Source organism: Balneatrix alpica DSM 16621, assembly GCF_000619885.1.
In the GTDB taxonomy this organism is placed as follows: Bacteria; Pseudomonadota; Gammaproteobacteria; order Pseudomonadales; family Balneatricaceae; genus Balneatrix; species Balneatrix alpica.
Map to the genome: position 1 here is coordinate 610,545 of NZ_JHUZ01000006.1, position 18,211 is coordinate 628,755.

An 18,211-nucleotide genomic window follows, 5' to 3' on the forward strand; every position below is an offset into this window, starting at 1 on the left:
AATGCCGGGTAGTGGAGCGCCATGAGTGAGGATTTTTGGCAGGCGTTGGCGTTAGGTTTCTGTCTGCTGTTAATTATGGAGGGCATCATGCCCTTTTTGAGTCCTCAAGGATGGAAAAACACCCTTCGTCAATTAGTCGAAGCCGATGATCGAGTGGTCCGGGCGCTGGGATTAGCCAGTATGCTGCTGGGTACTGCCTTGCTTTATGTGTTTCGTTAGGGGTTGTGGAGAACAGCATGACTTTAGCTGATCGCTGGCTGTTGCCGGATGGCGTCAAAGAAGTGTTACCGCCGGAAGCTGAGCGGATTGAGAGCGTGCGTCGTCAGTTGCTGGATTTGTATCGCAGCTGGGGATATGACCTAGTGATGCCACCGCTGGTGGAGTATCTCGAATCGCTATTAACCGGGACAGGGCATGACCTGGAGTTGTTGACCTTTAAAGTGACGGATCAGCTGACTGGTCGCCTGATGGGGGTGCGTGCTGATATTACGCCCCAGGTGGCCCGTATTGATGCTCACTGCTTGCATGTAGAAAGCCCCGTGCGGCTTTGCTATGCCAGTTCGATTTTGCATACCCGCCCTGCGCACTTACAGGCGTCACGAAACCCACTGCAGGTGGGAGCGGAACTCTATGGCCATGCTGGTGCTGCCAGTGATGTTGAAGTAATTAGTTTGATGCTGGATACCCTGGCTGTGGCTGGGGTGCAGCGTCCGGTGACGCTAGATTTAAACCAGGTGGGAATTTACACCGCTTTATTACAGATGGCGGAGTTGTCGCAGCCGGAGCAGGATGAGCTGACTGAGCTATTACAACGCAAAGCGCGCACCGAGCTGGCCGCTTGGTTGGCAGTCAAGGTTAGCGATGCCAAGTTGGCAACCTGGCTAGTGGCGTTATTGGATTTAAACGGTGGCACGGAAGTGTTGGCTGAAGCTCGTAGCTGTTTTGTGGATGCTCCAGCAGGGGTGCAGGAGGCGTTAGACAATCTGCAGGCTATTTTAGAGCAGGTTCAGCACCGTCATCCGCAACTGGCGATCTATATCGATCTGAGTGAGCTGCGTGGCTACAACTACCACACTGGTATTGTCTTTACCGCTTATGTGCCGGGCTATGGTCAACCGGTGGCCAAGGGAGGTCGCTATGATCAGATCGGCAAGGTATTTGGTCGGGCTCGTCCAGCCACGGGCTTTAGTGCGGATTTGATGGTATTGGTCAGCCTATCTGAGCAATGCAGCAGTGAACTGCCAACGGGAATTCTGGCGCCGGAGCAATTGGATGAGGGGCTGGAAGCTAAGGTACGTGAGCTGCGTGCTCAGGGTGAACGAGTCGTACGGGCGTTGCCGGGAATGAGTGGCGACTTGCGTGGATTACGCTGTGACCGTCAGTTGGTACAGCACAATGGCCAGTGGCAGGTACAGCCGCTGGTATAAGGACTTCCCGGAGCCATCCGGAGGCGTTCAAACCTGGTCGAGGGGATTAACCGGGGGACGCCAATTAAGACCCTCCTGTAGGAGGGGCGGCGGGGGCGGTTATGGCCTCCTGGGCGGCAAGCCTTGGCTTGTCGGGCAGCTTTGACGTTTGAGTAATTGAGACCTGAGATTATGGGCAACAACGTAGTGGTGCTCGGAACCCAATGGGGTGACGAGGGTAAAGGTAAGATCGTAGACCTGCTGACCGAACAGGCAGCGGCCGTCGTGCGTTTTCAGGGTGGTCACAATGCCGGCCATACCCTGGTAATTGAAGGCAAGAAAACAGTCCTGCACCTGATTCCCTCTGGCATCCTGCGTGAAAACGTGCTCTGCCTGATTGGTAATGGCGTGGTGTTGTCACCGGAAGCCTTGCTGAAAGAAATGCGCCAGCTGGAAGAGAGTGGCGTGCCAGTACGTGAGCGTCTGCGTTTGAGCCCGGCTTGCCCGCTGATTCTGCCCTATCACGCGGCCCTGGATCAGGCTCGTGAAGCCCGTCGTGGTGACAACAAGATTGGCACTACCGGTCGTGGTATTGGTCCTGCTTACGAAGACAAGGTTGCCCGTCGTGGCCTGCGTCTGGGTGACCTGATGGATGCCAACCGCTTTGCTGTGAAGTTGAAAGAGGTACTGGAATACCACAACTTTATGCTGCAGCAGTACTACCAGGTGGAAGCCCTGGATTATGACAAGGTGCTGGCGGATTGCTTGGCTATGGGTGAAGAGCTGCGGCCGATGGTGGCTGACGTAGCCTGCTTGCTGCACGATTTCCGTCGCGCTGGTAAGAATATTATGTTTGAAGGTGCCCAGGGCTCGTTGCTGGATATTGATCACGGCACCTATCCTTTTGTGACCTCCTCCAATACTACTGCTGGCGGCACTGCCACGGGTTCTGGCTTTGGCCCCCTGTATCTGGATTATGTGCTGGGTATTACCAAGGCCTATACCACCCGGGTGGGTTCAGGTCCTTTCCCCACAGAACTGTTCGATGAAGTGGGAGCACAACTGGCCAAGCGTGGTCATGAGTTTGGCGCTACCACAGGTCGTGCCCGTCGCTGTGGTTGGTTTGATGCAGTGGCACTGCGTCAGTCTATCCAGGTCAATTCCATTTCCGGTCTGTGTTTGACCAAGCTGGATGTGTTGGATGGTCTGGAGACCGTTAAAGTCTGTGTGGCTTACCGTGATGCTCAGGGTAATGAAGTAGTGAACCCCATCGATAGCGAAGGCTATGCTGCGGTGGTGCCTGTCTACGAAGAAATGCCCGGCTGGAAAGATTCCACTGTGGGCGTACAGCGCCTGGAAGATTTGCCTGCTAATGCACTAGCATATATCCGCCGTCTGGAAGAACTGGTGGGAGCTCCAGTGGATATTATTTCTACCGGGCCTGATCGGGTCGAGACGATCGTTTTACGTCACCCCTTCGCGGGCTAAGACGTCGTTCTGCAGAAAGCCGGCCTTTGCCGGCTTTCTGCGTTTTAGGCGCGTCTCGGTAGGGATGCTGTATACTTTGCCTAACTTTGCATGATGGGAAGGAAGCATGACCGTCAAGGATCCGCACCTCGATCGCGAGGCTGAAAAATACGAAAACCCAATTCCCAGCCGTGAATTTATTCTCGACTACTTACAACAGCATCCAGGGCCTGCTACCCACGAGCAGCTGTGCACTGCGCTGCGCCTGGGTGATGAAGAGCGCCAGGAAGCACTGCGCCGCCGTCTGCGTGCGATGGAGCGTGATGGCCAGTTAATCTTCACCCGCAAGGGAGGATATGGGCTGGTAAACAAAATGGATTTGATCAGTGGGCGGGTGCAAGGACACCGCGATGGTTTTGGTTTTGTTATCCCCGATGATGGTTCGGATGACCTTTACCTGCATAACCGTCAGATGCGCTCTGTGTTTGAGGGTGACAAGGTATTGGTGCGGGTGCGAGGGCTAGATGCACGCGGTCGGCGTGAGGCGGCGATTGTCGAGGTGCTGGAACGCCGGGTGCAGCGCTTGGTAGGTCGTTACTTTGAAGAATATGGCATCGCTTATGTGGCGCCCGATAATACCCGTATTGCGCAGGACATTATGATCCAGCAGGACGGGGGAGTACGTGTGCGCCAGGGACAGGTGGTGCTGGTTGAAATTGAACAGTACCCGACTAAAACCAGCTTGGCGATTGGTCGCGTAGTGCAGATTTTGGGAGATCACCTGGCACCAGGAATGGAAACCCAGGTCGCTATTTATAATTACGGCATTCCCTTTGTTTGGCCGGCAGAGGTCGAGCAGCAGATTGAGGCCTTGTCGGAAGAGGTGAGCGAAGCGGACAAGCAGGGGCGGGTGGATTTGCGCCATTTGCCTTTGGTCACCATTGATGGTGAAGATGCCCGTGACTTTGATGATGCCGTCTATGCTGAGCCAAAACGTAGTGGCGGTTGGCGCCTGTTTGTGGCGATTGCCGATGTTTCCCATTACGTGAAGCCTAACTCGGCCCTGGATCGCGAGGCGCTCAAGCGGGGTAACTCGGTATACTTCCCCAGTCAGGTGGTGCCGATGTTGCCAGAGAAACTGTCGAACGGGCTCTGTTCGCTGAACCCACAGGTAGACCGCTTGGCGATGGTGTGTGAAATGACCATCAGTGCTAACGGCAAAATCAGCTCTTATCGTTTTTATGAGGCAGTCTTCCATTCCCATGCTCGGCTGACCTATACCAAGGTTAGTCATATTCTGGAACGGCCCAAGTCCAATGAAGGGCGCTCTTTGCGCAAACGTTATGCCGAGCTGGTGCCGCATCTGGAAAATCTCTATGCGCTATACCAGGCGCTGCTGCAAGCGCGTCACCTGCGCGGGGCTATGGACTTTGACACCACGGAGACCCGCATTCTCTTTGGTGAGGGGCGTAAGATCGAGCAAATCGTGCCAGTGGTGCGCAATGATGCCCATCGCCTGATTGAGGAATGTATGCTGTGCGCCAACGTGTCGGCGGCGCGATTCCTGGAGAAGCACAAGGTGCCGACCCTGTATCGGGTACATGAAGGGCCTAAGCCTGAAAAGCTCGATAAGCTACGCAGCTATTTGGGTGAGTTAGGGCTGAACTTAGGCGGGGGCTTAAAGCCGACGCCGATGGATTATCAGCTGCTGATGGAGCAGATCAAAGGGCGTCCTGATGCCCATCTGATCCAGACTATGTTGCTGCGCTCCATGAGTCAGGCGGTATATAGCCCCGATAACCAAGGGCATTTTGGCTTGGGTTATAAAGCCTATGCTCACTTTACCTCGCCAATTCGTCGTTATCCTGACCTGCTGGTGCACCGAGCCCTGAAGGCGTTAATTCGGAGTGAGCAGGAGGGCAGTCTGCCTGGCTATCCCTATAGTGGCTCCGATATGGTGACCTACGGTGAGCAATGCTCCATGACCGAGCGCCGTGCTGATGAAGCCACCCGCGATGTGGCGGCCTGGCTTAAGTGTGAGTACATGAGCCACCATCAAGGCGAAGAGTTTGAGGGGGTCATCTCCGGGGTGACCAGTTTTGGCTGCTTTGTTGAGCTGACCGATATCTATGTTGAAGGTTTGATCCACGTATCCTCTTTACCGGGGGATTACTACCACTTTGATGCTGCCCATCAACGTTTGAAGGGGGAGCGCACAGGTAAGAGTTTCCGCATGGGAGATAAGGTGCGGGTACGTCTGTCGAGGGTGGATTTGGATGAGCGTAAGATCGACTTTGACTTGCTTGCTGGTCCCTTCCGCCGTCACCTGACCCAGGGAAAAACGAGTCAGGAGCGTCCTGTACCTGCGGCGCCAGAACTGAATAAAAAAGCGCGTAAGCAAGAAATCAAAGAGCACGTAAAAGGTAAGCGTAAAGCCAAAGAGGCCAAGCGGGCACAGAAGAAAGGCAAGAAAAGCAAAAAAACCAAGGCCGCGAAAAGTAAAGGTTAAAAGTTAGCAGCTATGTCACAAGAATTTGAATGGGTGTTTGGTTTGCATGCGGTGCAAACCCTGTTAAAACGCGAGGCCAATCGTATCAAGCTGCTGCTGGTGCAGCAGGGGCGGCGGGATCAGCGTATGGAGGTGCTGTTAGGCCTGGCTGCCGAGCAAGGCATTAAGGTCAAGCAGGCGCCGCGGCAGGAGTTGGATACCCTGGTTGAGGGTGTTCATCAGGGGGTGTTAGCCCAGGTTGAGCTGCAAAAGCCGCGTAATGAAAACTGGCTGGAGAACTATTTGGACCAGTTGCAGCAGCCGCCTTTTTTGCTGGTCTTGGATGGTGTGACTGATCCTCATAATTTGGGGGCTTGTTTGCGTACAGCGGATGCCGCGGGCGTGCAGGCGGTGATTGCACCTAAAGATAAATCAGCCCCCCTGACTGCCACGGCGGTAAAGGTGGCCTGTGGGGCGGCACAGAGTGTAGCTTACGTGCAGGTCACTAACTTGGCGCGCACCTTACGTAATCTGCAGGAGCGGGGTATTTGGTTGGTTGGTACAGCGGGTGAGGCTGAGCAGAGCCTGCATCAAGCCAAGCTGACTGGCCCTCTGGCACTGGTGATGGGAGCGGAAGGTAGCGGTATGCGTCGTCTGACCCGGGAGTGTTGTGATCACCTGGTGAGTATTCCGATGGCAGGAGAGGTGAGTAGCCTCAATGTATCGGTCGCTACCGGAGTGTGCTTGTTTGAGGCAGTGCGCCAACGGCTAATCAACTCATAAGGAGTAAAAAAGGCTGGAGTGCTTGCATCTGCCCCTGGGCTAAGTAGAATTCCGGCCTTTTTCGACAAACCTGTGAGAAGACGTAGTCCATGCTAAAGCAAGAATCCATACATGGCATGTGGAGTAGTCGCTGGGTGTTTATCCTGGCGGCAACCGGGTCCGCAGTGGGCCTGGGTAACATTTGGAAGTTTCCCTATATCACCGGTGCCAATGGCGGTGGTGCCTTTGTTCTCGTATATCTGGCCTGTATTGCGCTGATTGGTATTCCGATCATGATGTCGGAAGTGCTGATCGGTCGTCGAGGTCGGCAAAGTCCGATTAACTCACTGCGTGATGTGGCTCTGGAGTCGGCCAGTAGTGGCCGTTGGCAGCTTGTGGGCTGGATGGGGGCCTTGGCAGGCCTGATGATTTTTGGCTTTTACTCCGTCGTAGCTGGCTGGGTACTGGCCTATGTCGTGGAGATGGCCCAAGGCCACTTTAACGGTGCCGGCGCTGAGCAAGTGGGAGCCTCCTTCGAAGGATTATTGGCGGACCCTCTGCAAATGTTGGTATGGCATAGCATCTTTACCGTGCTGAGTGTGGGCGTGTTGGTGAAGGGTGTGCATGATGGCTTGGAGCGTGGCATTCGTATCATGATGCCTGCCTTGTTTGTGTTGCTGTTTGTGGTGTTAGCCTATGGCTTTAGCACCGGTTACAGTGCGCAGGCGTTCCACTTCATGTTTGACTTCGCGCCGGAAAAACTGACCTGGGAAGCGGTGCTGGTTGCACTGGGGCATGCCTTCTTTACCCTGAGTTTAGGGATGGGCTCGATTATTGTGTATGGCGCCTATATGCCGAAGCAGGCAGGTATTGGCAGCACAGTTATGACGGTGGCTTTGCTCGATACCCTGGTGGCGTTGGTGGCTGGGATGGCGATTTTTCCCATTGTATTTGCCAATAATATGGATCCTGGTGCGGGCCCTGGTCTGATGTTTGTCACTCTGCCGGTGGCATTTGGCAATATGCCGCTGGGACAGATTTTTGGTTTCCTATTCTTTGTCCTGGTCGCCATTGCGGCCTGGAGCTCGGCTATTTCTCTGATGGAACCATCCATTGCGTTCTTGGTTGAGAAGTTTGGCTTAAGCCGTAGTCTCTCTTGCCTGTTGTTGGGCTTGGTGGGTTGGCTGTTAGGGGTGGGATCATTGTTGTCCTTTAACGATTGGTCCGCTTACACCCTGCTTGGGAAGAATTTCTTCGACATTCTTGATTACCTCACGGCTAACATTATGTTGCCGCTAGGGGGCTTGCTGGTAGCTGTTCTGGTTGGCTTTGTGCTCAAACCCAGCCATGTACAGGATGAGCTGGCATTGTCACCCTTCTGGTTCCAGCTATGGCGCTTGGTATTACGCTTTATTACTCCTGTATTGGTAGGGGTGGTATTCGTCGCCAATTTGCTCTAATCGGCTGTGATATACTGGGGCCCTTGTGGCCCCGGTTGCTTTATTACTTGCACAAGTCGGATTGTGCAGTCGAAATTAGGCAAAGTGGGGCAAGTTTGCTCGTAGGTGGAGTGTCCTCATGACCACGGTTGACCGAAGTGCGTTGGTGATGCATCCGGCTCAGGCCATGTATGCCATCGTCAATGATGTGGAAGCCTATCCGCAGTTTTTACCCTGGTGTTCTGCTGCCCGTATCCTGGAAGTGGATGAGCAGCATATGGTGGCCAGTTTAGAGGTAAGCAAAGCCGGTCTGAGCTATCGCTTTACTACTCGAAATGAACTGAATGCGCCTCACCGTATCTCGCTAGAGTTGGTCGAGGGGCCCTTTAAATATTTGCGTGGTGAGTGGCAATTCAAAGCACTGAATGAACAAGCCTGCAAAGTATCCCTTAGTCTCAGTTTTGACTTCGCCGGTAAGCTTGGCAGTTTGGCGATGGGGAAAGTATTTAACCAGATCGCAACTACCATGGTTGAGGCTTTTTGTAAGCGTGCGGAGAGCTTAAATGGATAAGCCTGCTAAGTTAATTAGCGTTGAGGTAGCCTATGCGCTACCTCATGATCAAATGATTATTCCGCTCCAGGTTGAGGAGGGCTGCACCCTGTATCAAGCGGTGCAACAGTCAGGGATTACAGATTACTATCCAGAGATTGATCCGGATAATGCGCCAATGGGCATTTTTGGCAAAGCGGTGCGTAATCCCAAGCAACAAGCGTTGCGAGAAGGAGAACGAGTCGAAATTTACCGACCGTTGTTAATCGATCCGAAGCAGGCGCGGGCCAATCGTGCCGCTAAAGCCAAGGCTGAGCGTAGCTAGCCCTGGCTCAAGTATGGAGCCCTTATTGATTGGGGGCTTCTTCTGCTCCGGGGCGATAGTGTCCCTGGATATTGCTAAGACGGCCATCTTGGCCAAAGTAAAGGCTAAGCTGGCGTTTGACCACCTCGCCATTGGCCTTTTCCAGGCTATAGAGATAGTCCCAGCGATGAGTATTGAAGGTATCGACCAGCAAGGGGCTGCCCATCACGAAGCGCACCTGCTCTTGGGTCATACCGGGTTGCAGTTGGTTAACCATGTTTTGGTCGACCATATGTCCTTGCTGGACTTCAATCCGGTGGATGCCGGGGAAGAACGAGCAGCCACTGAGCAGCAAAGCGCAGCTGAGAAGGATTGCCTTTTGCATAGCGATGCGACTTCCAATATCTTGTTTGGCGGGGAATAATACATGATATTGCCACAGACTGCGAAGAGCACAGAGTAAGGCTAGAAGCGATGGAAAATCAGGAATTACGTAAAGCCGGCCTGAAGGTCACCTTACCCCGGGTCAAGATTTATCAAATTTTGGAACAAGCCGGGGAGCAGGATCACTGGAGTGCCGAGGACATCTATCGCATTCTGATGGAGCAGGGTGAAGATGTGGGGCTAGCCACGGTATATCGTGTGCTGACTCAGTTTGAAGCGGCGGGCCTAGTGGTGCGTCACCACTTTGAAGGCGGTCACTCGGTTTTTGAATTATCTTCCGATGATAAGCATGATCACTTGGTGTGTGTGAAATCTGGCGTGGTGCGCGAGTTTTCTGATCCCATCGTTAATCAGCGCTTGGAAGAGATTGCTAAAGAGCATGGTTTTGTACTAACGGACCGTACGATTTATCTGTACGGCATTTATCAGGGCACTGATGATAAATAAGTCCGGTTAGTACCCCATGCACACAACGCCCAGCTAAGCTGGGCGTTGTTGTTTCTAGCACGAGTATTGCCGGTAGTTTAATGGGGCAGTTGTTGCAACATCGCCTCAGCATGGGCGCGGGCGTGGTTGCCTAACTCTACCCCTCCCAGCATACGGGCGATTTCTTGAATACGGTCTTCTTTGTTAAGGCGGCGAACCCGTGAAAGGGTATGGCTGCCCTGCACTTCTTTACTGACAAATAGGTGCTCATGGGCTTGAGCGGCGACCTGGGGTTGGTGGGTGACACAGAGTACCTGGACACGCTCACCCAGTTGTCGTAGCAAGCGGCCCACCACTTCCGCGACAGCTCCGCCAATCCCCACATCGACCTCATCAAATACTAGAGTGGGGGTGGTAGAGCACTGTGCTGCAACGACTTGAATCGCTAGGCTGATACGCGATAGCTCACCGCCAGAGGCTACCTTGTGTAGGGGGCGTGGTGGCTGGCCCGGGTTGGCGCTGAGTAGTAGCTCTACTCGATCAATCCCTTGGGCGCTGTAGTGCGGTTCATCCAGAGCAGTGACGGCGACTTCGAAACAACAATGCGGCATGCTCAAAGCATGTAGCTGGTCCATGACGGCACTACTGAGTTGTTGGGCGAGTTGCTGACGTTGACTGCTAAGGCGCTGGGCCTGCTCCAAATAATGTTGCCGTGCTTGCTGGACTTGCAGGGTTAGCTGTTCCAGCTGGGATTCATCCACGGCTAACTCTCCCAGCTCTTGCTGTAATTGGACGAGCAGTGCAGGCAGTTGTTGAGGTGTAACGCGATGTTTGCGGGCGGTGCTGTAGAGAGCATGCAGGCGCTGATCGACTGCTTCCAGACGGGCGGGATCCAGCTCGCAGCGGCCGAGCGCCTGCTCCAAGCTATGCATGGCCTCATCGACTTGGATGGCGGCACTATCAAGCATTTCTAGCGCTTCATGGCAACTTTGGCTATCTAAGCGCAATTGTTGCAGAAGCTGTTGTGCGCGGCGTAATTGTTGGGAGATAGCTTGATCATCGTCACGGCAAAGCTCTAAGAGCTGTTGGCCCAGCTGCAGATTCTGTTCAGCATTAGCCAGCATGCTTTGCTCTTGTTCCAATTGCTCTAGCTCATCCGGAAGGGGGGCCAGCAGCACGAGTTCTTCGACCTGATAGCTGAGTAGTTGTACTTTGGCTTGGTCTTCTGCACTGCGGTTCTGTACCTGTTGCAAGCGCTTTTGTAGCTGTTGCCAGTGCTGATAGCTTTGTTTGAGGGGCAGCAGAGCACTCTGGAGCTGACCATAGTCATCCAGCAGCTGTAAGTGAGTGGCCGGGTTGAGCAGGCGCTGATGGGCATGTTGGCCGTGGATTTCTACCAATAGCTCGCCCAGTTCACGTAACTCTTGCAGATTGCAGGGGCGGCCATTAATCCAGGCGCGGGAGCGGCCTTCGGCGCTGATGCTGCGTCTGAGGATGCAGTGCTCTTCTTCCAGCAGTTCACGTTCATTCAGCCACTGCTGGGCAGCGGGAATCTGACGGATATCAAAGCAGGCGCTGATTTCGGCCTTGTCACTACCATGACGGACACAGCCAGGATCAGCACGCTCCCCTAAAGCCAGGGCAAGGGAATCAAGCATAATGGATTTGCCCGCGCCGGTTTCACCGCTGACGGCGAGGAGGCCGGATTTTAGATCCAGCTCTAATTGATCAACAATGGCCACGTTGCGAATACTGAGCTGACAGAGCATGAGCGACCCTCTTAACTGTCTATGCGTACAGTAGTTTAGCGGGCTTTTGATTGTGTGCAATGCCCTGTTGGCTTTTTTATCTGTCGCTTGAATCGTGCTGGGATGTCCCCATATTGGTGCCAGTCCCACGACAACCATTGCAATCCTAGTGGAGGAGTTAAGTCCATGAGCGAGCAAAAGGCTGCTGAGCAGGCCCAGAATGACAGTGTGCAAGTAGAGGTCAATGAGGCTCAGACTTCTGAGGTGTTGACCGAAGAGGAGAGCCTGCAGGCGGAAATAGCTAAGCTGCAACAGCAGCTAGAAGAGGCTAAAGAAAACAACTTGCGTGTGCAGGCGGAAATGCAGAATGTGCGTCGCCGTGCTGAGCAGGATGTGGAAAAAGCCCATCGCTATGGACTGGAAAAAATCATCAATGAGCTGTTGCCGGTGGTAGACAACCTGGAGCGCGCCATTACTTCCGCCCAGGGAGAAGGTGAGCACCTGCAGGCGATTCGTGATGGTGTTGAGATGACCCTCAGTGCTTTCCTGGCTGCGCTGCAAAAGTTCAATGTGGAAACGGTTGATCCACAGGGGGAAGTTTTTAACCCTGAGCTGCATCAGGCAGTTAGCATGGTGCCGAGTGCTGAAGTCGAAGCGAACAAGGTGCTGAGTGTGATGATGAAGGGGTACACCCTTAATGGTCGTCTGCTGCGTCCGGCGATGGTTGTGGTCTCCAAAGGGGCGGCCTAAAACCGGAATTTTTTTAGGTATTTGCCCTTGAAAAGGGTCAAGTTGCACCAACTTAGTAGGCAACGTGTTCAGGGCCTAGCCCACCAAGTAAAGATTTGAGGTAAGCGTATTATGGGTAAAATCATTGGTATCGACTTAGGCACCACCAACTCCTGCGTGGCAGTTATGGATGGTGACAAAGTTAAGGTGTTGGAAAACGCCGAAGGTGCGCGTACCACTCCCTCCATCATCGCCTATGCGGATGATGAGGTGCTGGTCGGCCAGCCTGCAAAGCGCCAGGCAGTGACTAACCCCCATAACACCCTGTTTGCTGTTAAGCGTTTGATCGGCCGTAAGTTCAGCGATGATGTTGTGCAAAAAGACATCAAAATGGTGCCTTACAAAATTGTTGCGGCTGACAATGGCGATGCCTGGGTTGGGGTGAAAGATAAGAAGCTGGCGCCCCCACAGATTTCCGCCGAAGTACTGAAAAAGATGAAGAAAACCGCTGAAGACTACCTCGGTGAGGAAGTTACCGCAGCGGTGATTACTGTTCCTGCTTATTTCAACGATTCTCAGCGTCAGGCCACCAAAGATGCTGGTCGTATTGCTGGTCTGGAAGTGAAGCGCATCATTAACGAGCCCACCGCTGCAGCCTTGGCTTATGGCATGGATAAGCAGAGTGGCGATGCCAAGATTGCGGTCTATGACTTGGGTGGTGGTACTTTCGATATCTCCATTATCGAAATCGCTGATGTTGATGGTGAAAAGCAGTTTGAAGTGCTGGCCACCAATGGTGACACCTTCCTCGGTGGTGAAGACTTTGACCTGCGACTGATTGAGTTCTTGGCGGCGGAGTTCAAGAAAGAGTCCGGTATTGACCTTTCTGGTGATCCTTTGGCGATGCAGCGCCTGAAAGAAGCGGCAGAGAAAGCCAAGATTGAGCTGTCTTCTGCGCAGCAAACCGATGTGAATCTGCCTTACATCACTGCCGATGCCACTGGTCCTAAGCACCTGAACGTTAAAGTGACTCGTGCCAAGCTGGAGTCCTTGGTTGAGGAGCTGGTTGATCGTTCTCTGGAACCTTGCCGGATCGCAATGAAAGACGCCGGTTTGCAGCCCAGTGAAATTGATGAAGTGATTCTGGTTGGTGGTCAGACCCGCATGCCGCTGGTACAGCAGCGTGTGAAAGAACTGTTCCAGAAAGAGCCTCGCCGTGACGTTAACCCCGATGAAGCGGTGGCCATGGGCGCGGCTATCCAGGGTGCCGTCCTGGCTGGTGATGTAAAAGATGTGTTGCTGCTGGACGTGACTCCGCTGACTCTGGGGATTGAAACTCTGGGTGGGGTGATGACACCGCTGATCGAGAAGAACACCACTATTCCGACCCGCAAGTCACAAATTTTCTCCACAGCCGATGATAATCAGACGGCGGTAACCATTCATGTGTTGCAGGGTGAGCGCAAGCAAGCAAGTGGTAACAAGTCTCTGGGTCGTTTTGACCTGGCCGATATTCCGCCTGCACCTCGTGGCGTGCCCCAGGTTGAAGTGAGCTTCGATATTGATGCCAACGGTATCCTTAATGTCTCTGCTAAAGACAAGGCCACCGGTAAAGAGCAGTCCATCGTAATCAAGGCTTCCTCCGGTCTGTCTGACGAGGAAATTGAAAAGATGGTGCGCGATGCTGAAGCTAATGCAGCTGAGGACAAGAAGTTCGAAGAGCTGGTGCAAGCGCGCAACAGTGGTGATGGCATGGTCCACACTGCCCGTAAGACCCTGAAAGATGCAGGCGATAAAGCGACTGCTGAAGAAAAAGAGAAAATTGAAGCGGCTATCAAGGATCTGGAAGAGGCGCTGAAAGGTGATAGCAAAGATGCCATCGCCAGCAAAACTGAAGCCTTGACCGAGGCGTTGTCAGGCTTGGCGCAGAAAATGTACGCCGAAGCCGCCGCGCAGCAGGAAGGTGCCACCGGTGAAGCTGGTAAGGCGAAAGAAGATGACGCGGTGGATGCCGAGTTTGAAGAAGTGAAGGACGACAAGAAGTAAGGTCGGCCCAGACTGGGACGCGGGCGTTAAGCCCGCGTCTGTGTTTTCAACGCGATAACGGCTAGCCAGCGAAAGATATGTCAAAACGCGATTTTTACGAAGTGCTGGGGCTACAGAAAAACGCCTCCGAAGCGGACATCAAAAAAGCCTATCGCCGTATGGCGATGAAGTATCACCCGGATCGTAATCCGGATGATAAAGAGGCTGAAGCCAAGTTCAAAGAAGTGAGCGAGGCCTATGAAGTCCTGTCCGATGCCAAAAAGAAAGCGGCCTACGACCAGTTTGGTCATGCAGGGGTGGATGGCAATGGTGGCGGATTCGGCGGTGGCGGTTTTAGTGGCGGCGGCAGCTTCCAGGACATTTTTGGCGATGTTTTCGGCGATATCTTTGGTGGCGGCGGTGGCGGTTTTGGTCGTGCAGGGAGAGGTGGACCACAACGTGGCTCAGACTTGCGCTACACCCTTGAGTTAGACTTGGAAGAAGCCGTCAAAGGATGCCAAAAGTCGATTCGCATCCCGTCTTTGGTGGAGTGTGAGACCTGTGATGGCTCTGGGGCCAAGCCAGGTACGCAGCCACAAACCTGTTCTACCTGTGGTGGGGCAGGGCAAATCCGGATGCAACAGGGCTTTTTTGCGGTTCAGCAGACCTGTCCTGCCTGCCATGGTGCGGGTAAGGTGATTGCAGATCCCTGCCGTGACTGCCATGGTCGTGGTCGGGTAGAGGAAACCAAAACCCTTAATGTGAAAATCCCGGCTGGTGTTGATAGCGGTGACCGCATCCGTTTGTCTGGTGAGGGCGAGGCGGGTTTACAAGGCGGCCCTGCCGGCGATCTCTATGTGCAGGTGTCGGTACGTGAGCATCCCATTTTTGAACGGGATGGTAAGAACCTTTATTGCGAAGTACCGGTTAGCATTGTAGATGCTGCCTTGGGTGGTGAGCTGGAAGTGCCGACTTTAGATGGTCGAGTGAAGTTGAAGATTCCGGCAGAAACCCAAACTGGCAAACTCTTCCGTCTGCGTGGTAAAGGCGTAGTGCCGGTACGTGGCGGTGCGCCAGGGGATCTGATCTGCCGAGTGGCGGTAGAGACCCCAGTGAATCTGACTGCACGGCAAAAGGAACTGCTACGCGAGTTTCAGGCCAGTATGGATGATGAGGGAGAGCGTCACTCACCGAAGAAAAAATCATTCTTCGATGGAGTGAAGAAGTTCTTCGAAGATATGAAATAAGCGAGGATACTCGCACACAGGCGGCATTGGCCGCCTGTTTTGTTTGTATGCCATCCCATGGTTGCATTCTATAATAGCCGACTTAGATTGAGTAGAAGACAGGATACACAGCATGACTCGCATTGCCATTATGGGCGCCGCCGGACGGATGGGGCGTAATCTCATTGATGCCGTGCTCCAGCAAGAGGGGGTAACCCTGGCCGCTGGCATTCTGGAGCCCGGAAGCAGCCTGCTGGGGGCTGATTTAGGAGAGTTGGCGGGCAAAGGCAAACTGGGGGTAAAAGCCGTCAGTACTGTCGAGTCAGTGCTGGATCAGTTTGATGTGCTCATCGACTTTACTGCTCCCGAAGTGACAGTCGCCAATGCAGCCTTGTGTGCAGCCCATGGCAAGAAGCTGGTGGTGGGCACGACGGGTTTGAGTGCCGAACAAAAGCAAGCCCTGCAGCAGGCCGCACAACAGACGGCCATCATGTTTGCACCCAATATGAGCGTTGGCGTTAACCTCTGCTTCAAATTGCTGGAGTTGGCGGCCCAGGTACTGGGTGATGATTACGATGTGGAGATCGTAGAAGCTCACCATCGTCATAAGGTCGACTCACCTTCCGGTACTGCTTTGCGGATGGGCGAGGTAGTGGCCGATGCACTGGGGCGTGATCTGGCCAGTTGCGCTGTCTATGGTCGTGAAGGTCAGGTTGGAGCGCGTCCTGCCAAAGAAATAGGCTTTGCCACCGTTCGTGCAGGGGATGTAGTGGGGGATCACACGGTGATTTTTGCCACCGAAGGGGAGCGAGTAGAAATCACCCATAAAGCGTCCAGCCGAATGACCTTTGCCAAGGGAGCGGTACGCGCGGCACTGTGGTTGCAGCAAAAACAGCAGGGCCTGTTCGATATGCAGGATGTGTTGGGGCTGCGTAACTGAGTTGAGGCGCTCTAGTAAATGACTGGTTAAAAATCAAGCATCCCTTGCATGGGGTGCTTGGTATCACTAGAATATGCCGTTCTTTGCAATACCCGTTCTTTAATCTCCTTGCTTCTCGCCATCCGGTGGGGGGCTGTTAACCCGTAAGGAGCTTTCATGCGTCATTACGAAATCGTATTTCTGGTTCATCCCGATCAGAGCGAGCAGGTTCCTGCTATGGTCGAGCGTTACACCTCTCTGATCGAAGGTGCTAACGGCAAGATCCATCGTCTGGAAGACTGGGGCCGTCGCCAACTGGCTTACCCCATCAACAAGATTCACAAAGCTCACTACGTGATGCTGAATGTTGAGTGCTCTCAGGAAGTTCTGGACGAACTGGAAGACCTGTTCCGTTATAACGATGCGGTAATCCGTAACCTGGTTATCCGTCGTGACGAAGCCATCACTGAAGTATCTCCGATTAAAGCTGCTGAAAGTCGTGAAGAGCGTCGTCCCCGTCGTGATGACTCTGCTGCCAAAGCCGAGCAGAACGATGCTGAAGACGAAGTAGCTGAAGAATCCAGCGAAGACTAATTAAGCAGATCACAGAGGAGTTCAATCATGGCGCGTTTTTTCCGTCGTCGTAAGTTCTGTCGTTTCACCGCCGAAGGCGTGAAGGAAATCGACTACAAAGACATCGAAACCTTAAAGGGCTACATCACTGAAACCGGCAAGATCGTTCCTAGCCGTATCACTGGTACTAAAGCCCGTTATCAGCGTCAGCTGGCTAGCGCGATCAAGCGTGCCCGCTTCCTGGCGTTGCTGCCCTATACCGATAGCCACGAATAAGGATACGTCCGGGCATGCGTGCTCTTGCTGAGTACATCATGCGGGGCCGCAAAGAGGCCCTGGTCGTAGCAGTCGTGAGCGCTGCGCTACCCCTGATGTTTTGGGTAAGTGCGGCAACCCTGAGCCTGGTGACCCTGAGACGGGGCGTCAGCGAGGGAGCAGTAATACTAGCGTGGGCATCACTACCCACATTGGCTTGGTGGTGGGGACAGGGAGATCCTACTCCCTTACTGAGTCTGATAGGCACCTTTTTACTGGCCTGGGTGCTGAGAGTCTCGGTGTCCTGGACCAAGGTGCTGTTGGTAGTGAGCGGGTTAGCCCTGGTGCTGAGCGGTATATTGAGTTGGGCGTTGGCCGATGTACTCAATATCTTGCAGACCCTCAGTGATCAGATGCTGGCACGCATGAGCCCTGAAGGCCTGGAGGCTCCACCGGAGGCTCTGCGCCAGTTCATGATGGACTTGTTGTTAGGTGGGGTAACCGCCTTCCACTTGGCTGTGATGTTAGGCAGCTTGGCACTTGCCCGTAGTTGGCAGGCTGGGCTGTACAACCCGGGCGGCTTCCAGACTGAGTTTCATCAGCTGCGTTTGCCACTGAGCCTGGCGTTGGGACTGGTGGTCGTGCTTTTTATGGGAACCAGTATTGATCCGCAGGGATTACGGTGGTTACCAGCATTAACTGTGCCCTTGGTGATGGCTGGCTTAGCGCTGGTTCATGGTGTGATAGGTATTAAGGCATTGGGCAGAGCATGGTTAGTGGGCTTCTATACGGCCTTCTTCCTGCTCGGTATTTATATGTATCCCTTATTGATGCTGGCGGCTGTGCTGGATTCAGCCTTTAACATTCGTCGGCGTCTGCGTCCGGTGCATTCATCGGACACTTAACGAAGAGGTTTGCGAGATGGAAGTTATTCTGCTCGAGAAAGTCGGCAAGCTGGGTAGCTTGGGTGACAAAGTAAACGTGAAGTCTGGTTATGGTCGCAACTACCTGCTGCCTTTTGGCAAAGCGGTAATGGCAACTGCTGATAACCTGGCGAAGTTCGAAGAGCGTCGCGCTGAGCTGGAAAAAGCGGCTGCTGACAAGCTGGCTGCTGCTGAAGCCCGTGCTCTGCAACTGAAAGAGATCGAGCTGTCCATCGTGGCCAAAGCTGGTGACGAAGGTAAATTGTTCGGTTCTATCGGTACTCGTGACATCGCTGAAGCGATCACTCAAGCCGGTATCGCGGTAGACAAGTCTGAAGTTCGTCTGCCCAATGGCGCTCTGCGTCACACTGGTGAGTTCGAAGTCAGCATCCAGTTGCACGCTGAAGTGTCTGCAACTGTTGCTATCGTGGTTGTTGCTGAGTAATTTCAGTACACCCGCTAGACAAACACCCGCTTAGGCGGGTGTTTGTGTTTTTAGCCATACCGAAAAGGCCTGCTAAACTAGG

19 protein-coding genes are annotated in these 18,211 nt (G+C 53.7%); 17 read left to right on the forward strand and 2 right to left on the reverse strand.

All coding sequences use genetic code 11. The features are described from left to right. Nucleotides 1-21 precede the first annotated feature (21 nt). From Q334_RS0103290 to Q334_RS0103325, 8 genes are all read left to right on the forward strand, one after another. Complete coding sequence (locus tag Q334_RS0103290; RefSeq protein WP_027311956.1) at nt 22-219, forward strand: DUF2065 domain-containing protein; 198 nt, start codon at nt 22-24, stop codon at nt 217-219. Nucleotides 220-236: 17 nt separating this feature from the next. Next, nucleotides 237-1,427, forward strand: a complete 1,191-nt coding sequence (locus Q334_RS0103295; RefSeq protein ID WP_027311957.1) for an ATP phosphoribosyltransferase regulatory subunit — start codon at nt 237-239, stop codon at nt 1,425-1,427. A gap of 171 nt (nt 1,428-1,598) precedes the next feature. Further along, nucleotides 1,599-2,894: an adenylosuccinate synthase gene (locus tag Q334_RS0103300; protein ID WP_027311958.1), complete on the forward strand. Its 1,296-nt coding sequence runs from the start codon at nt 1,599-1,601 to the stop codon at nt 2,892-2,894. Nucleotides 2,895-3,000: 106 nt separating this feature from the next. Beyond that, a complete protein-coding gene (rnr, locus tag Q334_RS17885) occupies nt 3,001-5,382 on the forward strand; it encodes a ribonuclease R (protein ID WP_051527485.1) in 2,382 nt (793 codons plus the stop codon). A 12-nt stretch (nt 5,383-5,394) separates the two neighbouring features. Continuing rightward, nucleotides 5,395-6,144 carry a 23S rRNA (guanosine(2251)-2'-O)-methyltransferase RlmB gene (gene rlmB, locus Q334_RS0103310; protein WP_027311959.1) on the forward strand — a complete coding sequence of 250 codons (750 nt, stop codon included), beginning with the start codon at nt 5,395-5,397 and terminating at the stop codon, nt 6,142-6,144. An 89-nt stretch (nt 6,145-6,233) separates the two neighbouring features. Then, nucleotides 6,234-7,583 carry a sodium-dependent transporter gene (locus Q334_RS0103315; protein WP_027311960.1) on the forward strand — a complete coding sequence of 450 codons (1,350 nt, stop codon included), beginning with the start codon at nt 6,234-6,236 and terminating at the stop codon, nt 7,581-7,583. Nucleotides 7,584-7,701: 118 nt separating this feature from the next. Further along, nucleotides 7,702-8,133 (forward strand): type II toxin-antitoxin system RatA family toxin, encoded by a 432-nt coding sequence (locus Q334_RS0103320; RefSeq protein WP_027311961.1) that lies wholly within the window; start codon nt 7,702-7,704, stop codon nt 8,131-8,133. Continuing rightward, nucleotides 8,126-8,437: an RnfH family protein gene (locus Q334_RS0103325; RefSeq protein ID WP_027311962.1), complete on the forward strand. Its 312-nt coding sequence runs from the start codon at nt 8,126-8,128 to the stop codon at nt 8,435-8,437. The genes Q334_RS0103320 and Q334_RS0103325 overlap by 8 nt, the downstream gene beginning before the upstream one ends. A 22-nt stretch (nt 8,438-8,459) precedes the next feature. Here Q334_RS0103325 and Q334_RS17890 read toward each other — a convergent pair whose 3' ends face one another. Further along, nucleotides 8,460-8,801 carry an outer membrane protein assembly factor BamE gene (locus Q334_RS17890; protein WP_081414318.1) on the reverse strand — a complete coding sequence of 114 codons (342 nt, stop codon included), beginning with the start codon at nt 8,799-8,801 and terminating at the stop codon, nt 8,460-8,462. A gap of 89 nt (nt 8,802-8,890) precedes the next feature. Here Q334_RS17890 and fur point away from each other — a divergent pair, with 89 nt between their 5' ends. After that, nucleotides 8,891-9,307 (forward strand): ferric iron uptake transcriptional regulator, encoded by a 417-nt coding sequence (gene fur, locus Q334_RS0103335; RefSeq protein ID WP_027311963.1) that lies wholly within the window; start codon nt 8,891-8,893, stop codon nt 9,305-9,307. A gap of 77 nt (nt 9,308-9,384) precedes the next feature. Here the strand turns inward: fur and recN are convergent, their stop codons facing one another. Then, the gene (recN, locus tag Q334_RS0103340; protein ID WP_027311964.1) at nt 9,385-11,055 is read right to left on the reverse strand and encodes a DNA repair protein RecN; all 1,671 of its coding nucleotides are present in this window, start codon (nt 11,053-11,055) and stop codon (nt 9,385-9,387) included. A gap of 165 nt (nt 11,056-11,220) precedes the next feature. On the opposite strand from recN, the gene grpE reads away from it, so the two are divergent. The 8 genes from grpE to rplI all read left to right on the forward strand — a co-directional run bounded on the left by grpE (nt 11,221) and on the right by rplI (nt 18,129). Then, nucleotides 11,221-11,784, forward strand: coding sequence for a nucleotide exchange factor GrpE (grpE, locus tag Q334_RS0103345; protein WP_027311965.1), 564 nt, complete (start codon nt 11,221-11,223; stop codon nt 11,782-11,784). Nucleotides 11,785-11,895: 111 nt separating this feature from the next. Then, nucleotides 11,896-13,809: a molecular chaperone DnaK gene (gene dnaK, locus Q334_RS0103350; protein WP_027311966.1), complete on the forward strand. Its 1,914-nt coding sequence runs from the start codon at nt 11,896-11,898 to the stop codon at nt 13,807-13,809. Nucleotides 13,810-13,886: 77 nt separating this feature from the next. Beyond that, the gene (dnaJ, locus tag Q334_RS0103355) at nt 13,887-15,035 is read left to right on the forward strand and encodes a molecular chaperone DnaJ (protein WP_027311967.1); all 1,149 of its coding nucleotides are present in this window, start codon (nt 13,887-13,889) and stop codon (nt 15,033-15,035) included. A gap of 112 nt (nt 15,036-15,147) precedes the next feature. Then, nucleotides 15,148-15,954 carry a 4-hydroxy-tetrahydrodipicolinate reductase gene (gene dapB / locus Q334_RS0103360; protein WP_027311968.1) on the forward strand — a complete coding sequence of 269 codons (807 nt, stop codon included), beginning with the start codon at nt 15,148-15,150 and terminating at the stop codon, nt 15,952-15,954. A 156-nt stretch (nt 15,955-16,110) separates the two neighbouring features. Beyond that, entirely contained in the window at nt 16,111-16,527 is a 417-nt protein-coding gene (rpsF, locus tag Q334_RS0103365) for a 30S ribosomal protein S6 (protein ID WP_027311969.1), read from the forward strand. 27 nt (nt 16,528-16,554) lie between these two features. Next, the gene (gene rpsR, locus Q334_RS0103370) at nt 16,555-16,782 is read left to right on the forward strand and encodes a 30S ribosomal protein S18 (RefSeq protein ID WP_027311970.1); all 228 of its coding nucleotides are present in this window, start codon (nt 16,555-16,557) and stop codon (nt 16,780-16,782) included. Between the two features lie 14 nt (nt 16,783-16,796). Next, nucleotides 16,797-17,666, forward strand: coding sequence for a YybS family protein (locus tag Q334_RS0103375; RefSeq protein WP_027311971.1), 870 nt, complete (start codon nt 16,797-16,799; stop codon nt 17,664-17,666). A 16-nt stretch (nt 17,667-17,682) separates the two neighbouring features. Beyond that, nucleotides 17,683-18,129, forward strand: a complete 447-nt coding sequence (gene rplI / locus Q334_RS0103380; protein WP_027311972.1) for a 50S ribosomal protein L9 — start codon at nt 17,683-17,685, stop codon at nt 18,127-18,129. Nucleotides 18,130-18,211 lie beyond the last annotated feature (82 nt).

Excerpts from the sequence above, each read along its gene's own strand:
- rpsF (WP_027311969.1), top strand. The coding sequence starts at position 16,111 with ATGCGTCATTACGAAATCGTATTTCTGGTTCATCCCGATCAGAGCGAG.
- rplI (WP_027311972.1), top strand. The coding sequence starts at position 17,683 with ATGGAAGTTATTCTGCTCGAGAAAGTCGGCAAGCTGGGTAGCTTGGGT.
- Q334_RS0103290 (WP_027311956.1), top strand. The coding sequence starts at position 22 with ATGAGTGAGGATTTTTGGCAGGCGTTGGCGTTAGGTTTCTGTCTGCTG.
- Q334_RS0103315 (WP_027311960.1), top strand. The coding sequence starts at position 6,234 with ATGCTAAAGCAAGAATCCATACATGGCATGTGGAGTAGTCGCTGGGTG.
- Q334_RS0103295 (WP_027311957.1), top strand. The coding sequence starts at position 237 with ATGACTTTAGCTGATCGCTGGCTGTTGCCGGATGGCGTCAAAGAAGTG.
- fur (WP_027311963.1), top strand. The coding sequence starts at position 8,891 with ATGGAAAATCAGGAATTACGTAAAGCCGGCCTGAAGGTCACCTTACCC.
- rlmB (WP_027311959.1), top strand. The coding sequence starts at position 5,395 with ATGTCACAAGAATTTGAATGGGTGTTTGGTTTGCATGCGGTGCAAACC.
- Q334_RS17890 (WP_081414318.1), bottom strand. The coding sequence starts at position 8,801 with ATGCAAAAGGCAATCCTTCTCAGCTGCGCTTTGCTGCTCAGTGGCTGC.
- rnr (WP_051527485.1), top strand. The coding sequence starts at position 3,001 with ATGACCGTCAAGGATCCGCACCTCGATCGCGAGGCTGAAAAATACGAA.
- Q334_RS0103375 (WP_027311971.1), top strand. The coding sequence starts at position 16,797 with ATGCGTGCTCTTGCTGAGTACATCATGCGGGGCCGCAAAGAGGCCCTG.
- Q334_RS0103320 (WP_027311961.1), top strand. The coding sequence starts at position 7,702 with ATGACCACGGTTGACCGAAGTGCGTTGGTGATGCATCCGGCTCAGGCC.
- Q334_RS0103300 (WP_027311958.1), top strand. The coding sequence starts at position 1,599 with ATGGGCAACAACGTAGTGGTGCTCGGAACCCAATGGGGTGACGAGGGT.
- grpE (WP_027311965.1), top strand. The coding sequence starts at position 11,221 with ATGAGCGAGCAAAAGGCTGCTGAGCAGGCCCAGAATGACAGTGTGCAA.
- dapB (WP_027311968.1), top strand. The coding sequence starts at position 15,148 with ATGACTCGCATTGCCATTATGGGCGCCGCCGGACGGATGGGGCGTAAT.
- dnaJ (WP_027311967.1), top strand. The coding sequence starts at position 13,887 with ATGTCAAAACGCGATTTTTACGAAGTGCTGGGGCTACAGAAAAACGCC.
- Q334_RS0103325 (WP_027311962.1), top strand. The coding sequence starts at position 8,126 with ATGGATAAGCCTGCTAAGTTAATTAGCGTTGAGGTAGCCTATGCGCTA.
- dnaK (WP_027311966.1), top strand. The coding sequence starts at position 11,896 with ATGGGTAAAATCATTGGTATCGACTTAGGCACCACCAACTCCTGCGTG.
- recN (WP_027311964.1), bottom strand. The coding sequence starts at position 11,055 with ATGCTCTGTCAGCTCAGTATTCGCAACGTGGCCATTGTTGATCAATTA.
- rpsR (WP_027311970.1), top strand. The coding sequence starts at position 16,555 with ATGGCGCGTTTTTTCCGTCGTCGTAAGTTCTGTCGTTTCACCGCCGAA.